At 56.2% G+C, this 6,881-nt stretch carries 5 protein-coding genes; 2 read left to right on the forward strand and 3 right to left on the reverse strand.

From position 1 onward, the window contains the following. Positions 1 to 424 precede the first annotated feature (424 nt). Positions 425 to 1,795 carry an MFS transporter gene (locus K8V32_RS00705; protein WP_303901351.1) on the forward strand — a complete coding sequence of 457 codons (1,371 nt, stop codon included), beginning with the start codon at positions 425 to 427 and terminating at the stop codon, positions 1,793 to 1,795. A gap of 89 nt (positions 1,796 to 1,884) precedes the next feature. Continuing rightward, complete coding sequence (locus K8V32_RS00710) at positions 1,885 to 2,271, forward strand: response regulator transcription factor (RefSeq protein ID WP_303901354.1); 387 nt, start codon at positions 1,885 to 1,887, stop codon at positions 2,269 to 2,271. 3 nt (positions 2,272 to 2,274) lie between these two features. On the opposite strand, the gene K8V32_RS00715 is transcribed toward K8V32_RS00710, so the two are convergent. The 3 genes from K8V32_RS00715 to K8V32_RS00725 form a co-directional block, all read right to left on the reverse strand. Continuing rightward, positions 2,275 to 4,122: an XrtP-associated glycosyltransferase gene (locus K8V32_RS00715; protein WP_303901357.1), complete on the reverse strand. Its 1,848-nt coding sequence runs from the start codon at positions 4,120 to 4,122 to the stop codon at positions 2,275 to 2,277. Beyond that, complete coding sequence (locus tag K8V32_RS00720) at positions 4,119 to 5,813, reverse strand: sensor histidine kinase (RefSeq protein WP_303901362.1); 1,695 nt, start codon at positions 5,811 to 5,813, stop codon at positions 4,119 to 4,121. Before K8V32_RS00720 ends, K8V32_RS00715 begins: the two co-directional genes overlap by 4 nt. 61 nt (positions 5,814 to 5,874) lie before the next feature. After that, positions 5,875 to 6,807 (reverse strand): NAD-dependent epimerase/dehydratase family protein, encoded by a 933-nt coding sequence (locus tag K8V32_RS00725; RefSeq protein WP_303901365.1) that lies wholly within the window; start codon positions 6,805 to 6,807, stop codon positions 5,875 to 5,877. Positions 6,808 to 6,881 lie beyond the last annotated feature (74 nt).

The raw sequence follows: 6,881 nt of genomic DNA on the forward strand, positions 1-6,881 counted from the left end.
ACCCAGCCAATGACAAGGCCGGTCATGAGACCGTAGACGCCGGTCGCGATGTGGTCAGCGACCCATCAGAGTCCTTGGAAGAAGAAGGCGGCACCACCGCCACCCGAAATACCTAAAACCACGCCGAAGGACACCATGAGCTTGGCACCTGAATCATCAGGTGCCAAGCTCATCTGCTGTTAAAATCCGCTTCATTGAACAATCCCGTGTCCTAGACGTGCTCCGTTCCTCCCATTCCAGCAGACTCCGTACTGCATGACGCGAGTTGACGAGCATAGCTCTGCTGCGGTCTACCGAGACGCATCTCTCAACGGCTTATTGTGGTCGTCACAATCTTGCGTGTGGCTCACAGCACCATTACCGTAGCCTGTGCAACAACTCACTATCAACATAGATATTTGCGTGCAGCATGCGGGAGGCACCAATGGATCTACGTCATCAGATCGACATTCGGCCAATGTCCGGGTACCAATGGCTCATCATCGCCCTATGTACCTTCCTCAATGCGCTCGATGGTTACGATGTGTTGGCTATTTCCTTTACCTCCAATGCGGTAACCGAGGAGTTCGGCCTCAGCGGCACTGAGCTGGGTATCGTCATGAGTGCCGCCCTCGTCGGGATGGCTGTGGGAGCGTTAACCCTGGGACCGGTGGCAGACCGGATCGGTCGCCGCAATATGACGATCCTGGCCCTCATCGTCAACGCCATTGGACTGTTTTTATCTTCCACAGCCGATTCAGCAATCGAACTGGGTATCTGGCGAATCGTAACCGGCCTGGGTATCGGTGGCATCTTGGTGGGCACCAACGTGCTGAGCGCCGAATACGCTTCCCGAAAGCATCGTGGCCTCGCCATTAGCATCTATGCTGCCGGCTATGGCATCGGTGCAGCTCTGGGTGGCACCGCCATGGTGGGGCTCATCAACAGCTTTGGCTGGCGCTCAGTGTTTGTGGTGGGTGGCATCATGACCGTCATTTCGCTGATCCTAGTGCTGCCCCTGTTACCCGAGTCCGCTTCGTATCTGTACAACCGACAGCCCAAGAACGCCCAGGCCAAAGCCGAACACATCGCCCACCGACTGGGCTATCACGAACCAGTCGACCTCACCGTTGCAGACACAGCTGCCCAGCGCAGCGAACAAGAAACCGGGATCAGCAAGCTCTTCACCAAGCAGAACCGCCGGGTGACGCTGGTTATCTGGACCACCTTCTTTGTCATCATGTTCGCGTTTTACTTCGTGAACTCGTGGACCCCGCGCCTGATGCATGCCACCGGTTTAAGCGAAAACCTGTCGATGTTCGTCACCGTGGGGCTAACCCTTGGCGGTGCGATCGGTTCGGTTGTCTTTGGTCTGTTCACTTCTCGGTGGTCTACCCGTGTGGTGCTCAGCCGCTTTACGGTATTGGCCGCCATCTTAATGGCCATCTTCGTATTCTCTGCACAGTGGACCGTCGTCGTGCTAATTTTGGGCGTATTCGTTGGACTGTTTATCAACGGGTGCATCGCCGGACTGTATGTGTTGACACCACAGTCGTATTCTTCTGGATTGCGATCCACCGGTGCCGGTTGGGGCATTGGTATTGGGCGCTTCGGTGCCATCATCGCTCCGACCGCTACCGGCGCACTGATGGACGTCGGCTGGTCACCAGAAGCAATCTATGTTTCAGTCGGCGTGCTGATTCTGTTAGCCACCGTGGCCCTGTTGTTCATGCGCGGCATTGATGTTGAGGCCAACCGTGATCCGCAACAAGACCTGGAACACCGCAACGAAACGGCCTGGCCCAGCGCAAAGTAGCACGCATCGTTGTCAGAACGTTTGAGCGGGTGCCCTCATGGTAACGTTTCGCTTGTCTGCCCGTGTCAGTACTGTGTTGAAAGGGTGCCATGACTGCAGATCCATCAGCTCAACCCGAAACCGCTCTGGTTATCGAAGACGATGATGATATTCGACGTCTGCTAGAGATGACCATTGCTCAAGCAGGATTAGCGGTCGAATCTGCCAGTACCGGCCAAGAAGGCCTCACTCAGGCTCAACAACAGATATATTCGATGATCACCGTGGATATTGGCCTGCCAGATCTCAACGGGCTCGATGTAGTGCGCAGCCTGCGAGACCACTACACCGGTCCCGTGGTCATTATTTCTGCACGCTCTTCTGACACCGACCGGGAAGCCGGTCTAGCTGCAGGCGCTGACCTGTTTTTGACCAAACCATTTCGTCCTCGCGAGCTGCGTCAACAGTTTGCCAGCCTGCTGCAAAACGTCCGATAGTTTTCAAAACTCTGAAGCGGCCACCACATCCCGACGGATTTCTTCAACCGTATCTGTACCTAGCTGTTCCAAGGCCGGTAGCGCCTCACGCAGCTTGTCGAAATCGCCGGCTTCAACAAATTGGGCCATATGCGCTGCAGTCCCGGCTAAGCGGGCGGCACCGAGCATATCGGCGGCCACACGAATACTGGCAACTGCATCCCAGGTAGCGTCCCGGTCCTCGGCGGCTGTTGCCAACTGGACGTTGGCCAAGCGCTTGGGCCAGATCACCGCAAATGTTGAAATGAGTTCGTGGGCGTATTCCTCGCGGCCTTCCAATTCGACGGCCAATTGCTGAACCACAGCACGATCCAATAGCGGGGCGGCTGTTGGAATAATATGCAGTGGTGTGGTGTCGAGCTGACGCAGGTCGTCGGCGTTGCGTTTGGTTTTCGCCCAGGCATTGCGGCCGGTGAGCATCCTGCCAATGGCTCGCGCATAGAACACGTACGTGAGATACACGTAGCCTAAGAATAATAATCCCAAACCAAGAGAGTTCAGCCACCCGACTTTAGCACCGGCTCGGATTCTGTAGAGCGGGCCCCACATCGCATAAGGCAACACCAGGAAAATGATCGCGGCGAACAGGGTCAGCAGTTGCGATGTAGATTGCCAAAGCCAGGTTCCGCCGTCGACAATCGCCAAGATGGTCAAGATCGGAATGACCAACAGATTTGTCATCGACAACCAGGCTTGAATCATCAAGAAATGCAATTCGAGCAACCCAGCAACATTCAGGACCTTGGCACGGCGCAAGCGTGGCAACAGCGAGGCGCATTCCAGCAAGCCCTGTGCCCAGCGGGTGCGCTGGGTCAGGAGTCGCCGAAAATACGGCAGTGCTTCTTGAGACACGTGGGCATCTCGCGTGTAATGCGTGCGGTACCCCAATGACAGGATTTTGAGTCCCAGCTCAAAGTCTTCGCTCAGCTTCTTACCCCATGGCTCCCCATCGCCCTCGGCCAGATGATCTAGCACACTGAGTCTATTGAATTGGCCGTTGCCACCCATACCCACGGTGCCAGTTTTGACGCGTAACAGTTGCATGGCTGAATTGGCGGTACGAAACTCGATATCTTGCAGATGAATGAGTATTTTGCCGACCAGGTTTTTCCACCGGCCATTGAGCGGTCGGGGTCGTTTATCGTTGCGGTTTTTCATCCAGACTTCGATCTGGACGCCACCGGTCTGTTCGTCACCGAAGGCTTGTGGCCCGGCTAGTAGCTCCAGGGTGTTATCGGAGAGATAACCATCCGCATCCAGCACACCGATAATCGTGTGCTGTCGTCGATGAGGGTTGTCCCCCACAAATTGGCCGACCTGACGGTAGGCGGCATTCAGCGCATCGCCTTTACCTGTTCTCGCGTTTGGCAACACGCGAGTAATCAGATGAACATGATTATCGAAGTCTTGTAGGCCACGCACAATGGCACCAGTACGGTCGTGGGAGGCGTCGTCGATTACCCACACGTGAGCCGTTGGGAAACTGGTTCGTGCCGCCGATACCGTTTCTGCCACAACCGATTCTTCATTCAGACAGGGCACCAGCAAGTGCCATTCAAAGTCTGCAGCCTGCCCTTTGGTATGTGCTTCTCGGCGCAGGAAGGTAAATAGCAACAAGCTGATATAGGTTAGGGCCAGCGCTGAGATCACCGAGACGATGATCAGCATGACGTCGCGCACCAGGTGATTCCCAAAGGTCCCGAACGTGCCGGAAAACACGAATACGATGGAGGCTGTTGTGCCATAGACCGGACAGAGGATGACAGCCACGGCCCAGAGCCAGGCGGGGCTTTCACGATGTGCTGGGGTCACGATGTGTACTCCTCGTGCAATGGTAGACGTACGACAAATGTGGAGCCTTCACCGGCAGTGCTGTCCACCTGAATGCTGCCGTGGTGAGTTTCGACAATGCCTTTGGAAACGGATAATCCCAGCCCGGTTCCTTGGGTGGAGGTTGCGGCAGATTGGGTTCGATAAAACGGGGTGAAGAGATTTTCGCGTTCGTTGGGAGTCATGCCCGGCCCGGAATCGGTAACAGCAAAAATCGCTTCCGGAACGGATACGCCATCGCCGTCATCACGATCAACGCGCACCTGTACCCGGCCTCCGGGTGGCGTAAATTTCAGGGCATTCGACAGCAGATTATCCATGACCTGGTTGATTCGTTGCGCGTCAGCCCGGATGGTGGGCTCGTTGAGAGTTTCGAATTCTAGCTTGATGTTGCGTTCCACAGCAAGCGCCTGCTGCGCTTGCACAGCTTCTCGAGCGAGCGCTGCCAAGCAGAGGGGTTGTTTATTGAGCTTGAGGTTCCCGTAGCGTGCCTGTTGTTGCAGTAGGAGGTCTTCAACTCTGGCAAGGAGTTTTTCCGCGTTGCGCTCGATGACGGTCAGGAACACTTCGAGTTCTCGTCGGTCTTCTTCGGCCACGTCTTGGAGGGTCTCGATTGCAAAATCGGTATAGCCAAGAATTGATGTCAGCGGGGTGCGTAGTTCATGCGAGACGGTGGCGATGATGTCTTGTTGTGCTCGTTGTGTGTGGTAGGCGTCGCTGATGTCGTCGAAGATCAGGATCCGGGATTCTACGCCGTCGTCAGGGCTGGCGATGATGCGCGAGGTTATTTGCAAGACGCGCTGTTCATCAGTTGGTGCACCGGCCACGACCAGGAGGTCGTCGAAGCTTTCACCACGGATAACTCGTCTGGCCGGGCGGCGCTGCGGTGGGATGGGAACACCGTCAATGTCATAGATCAGGTGGCCAGCTTCTGTGGGGTCTGGGTTTCCCGCTGGTGACACGAGACCGTGAATGTAGCGCTGTGCTGGATTGGCCATGACGTCATTGCCTTGGGCGTCCATAACCAGTACTCCGACGTTGAGGTGGTTAATGACGCCTTTGAGCAGGCGGTCTTGGCGTTTGAATTCCTTGTGCTGGTGTGACAACCGAGCAAAGAGGATTAGCACAAGGGCGGCAACGATCAGAAAGGTGACCGGTAGAACGCCGAAGCGGGCAAAATTTACCATGCTCAGTTCGGTATCGGTGGCCAGTGATGGCAACGAGATCGTGGTCAGAATGGCAATCGTCCCAACCAGAACCCCACGCATGCGGTATTGCACAACCAACCAGAGCGCTGGGGCAAGCGCCAAACTGGACAGTTGGGCGCCGTCGGGTAGTGTCGCCCAGCGAATCACACCCAGGCCTGCTAAATCTGTCAGCGGCAGCAGGATGCTGAGCCATCGCAGTTGACGCATGTTAGCAGCTGAGGTCAGGGCCACCAGCACGGTGGGCACTAACAGCAGTGCGATACCGGCCGTCAGTTCGGGGGTTCGGATGCCCTGGTGGTGCGAAAACCACAACAGTACGACGGGCACCAAGACGACGGCACAAAAAATACTCTGCAGCAGCAGGCCCAGAGTCTTTGGTGCCAGGTTGGCGATCCACTGCCGCCAGATGCGCAGTTGGAAAATGCCAGGTTTCCGCGGCTGAGTTGGGCGGGAGCTGGTGATCATGAGAATAATCTACCCCGCCCAGCGCATCAGCTCAGGCATCTACTGCCTTACTACTGGAGCGTCAGTGCGCAATTCCGGCGTGGGCGAGTTCATCGGCAAATCCGTCGCGCCACGATGGGTATTTGGGTTGCCAATGTAGTTCATCTTTGGCTTTGGTGTTGGTTGCTCCACGCAACCTGGTCATAAAGGCGATTCCCCATGTTCCGACGGCGAAACCCGCCAGCAGTGGAGAAACACGTTTGGGTGTTGGTGCCCCCATCATTTCGGCCAGCAGTGGCAACCATTCGCGCACTTCGGCCGGATCGTCGTCGACAATGTTATAGATCCCGGACTTTTTGGCTGCCAACGCTGCAACGACTGCTGAGGCAGCGTCTTGGGTATGAATGAACGAAAAAATGGCTCGGCCGTCACCGATCATCGGCATTTCGCCTTGTTGCACTTCCCGGAAGAACCAACCTTGCGGAGCATAGCTTGTGCCCGGACCGTAGAGGTGACCGAACCGCAACACTGTTCCATGAGCCGCCCGAGTGGTCGCTTCCAGACGTTTGATGCCTTCTAAAACACTGGCGAAAGGTTTCGGCGGATCTCTCCACAGGGCCGCTTTTTCGTCGGCTAAGACGGTGCCGCGAGGTTCATAGCCAAATGCAATACTTTGCGAAATAAAATGTTCCACCCCCGCACGTTGTGCTGCATATCGCAGATTCTCGGTGCCGGCGATGCGCAACCGGTTGGTTTGGACAAAGTCCGCATCGATACGCTTGGGATTAATCCGCTCGGGAATGGCCGTGAGCATATTGATAATCGCGTCCGGCTCGCTTTCGTCCACCGCTCGCATCACCGCGTCGCGATCCAGCGCATCCACGGCAAGAGCAGTCGAGCCCATTGTTCCACGAACAGTTCGCGCCAGTCCGATGACGATGTGTCCGGCCGCTTCTAACTGCGGCACCAACTGACGGCCAATCGCTCCGGTAGCACCTGCTAATAAGACCCTCATAACCTGGACCCCCTTGTCACGGTCTCCTCATTTTACGCGCGTGCACACCGTGGTCTCAAGGCTCATAGGTGGCA

The sequence above is a fragment of the Enteractinococcus helveticum genome (genome assembly GCF_020742345.1).
In the GTDB taxonomy this organism is placed as follows: domain Bacteria; phylum Actinomycetota; class Actinomycetes; order Actinomycetales; family Micrococcaceae; genus Yaniella; species Yaniella helvetica_A.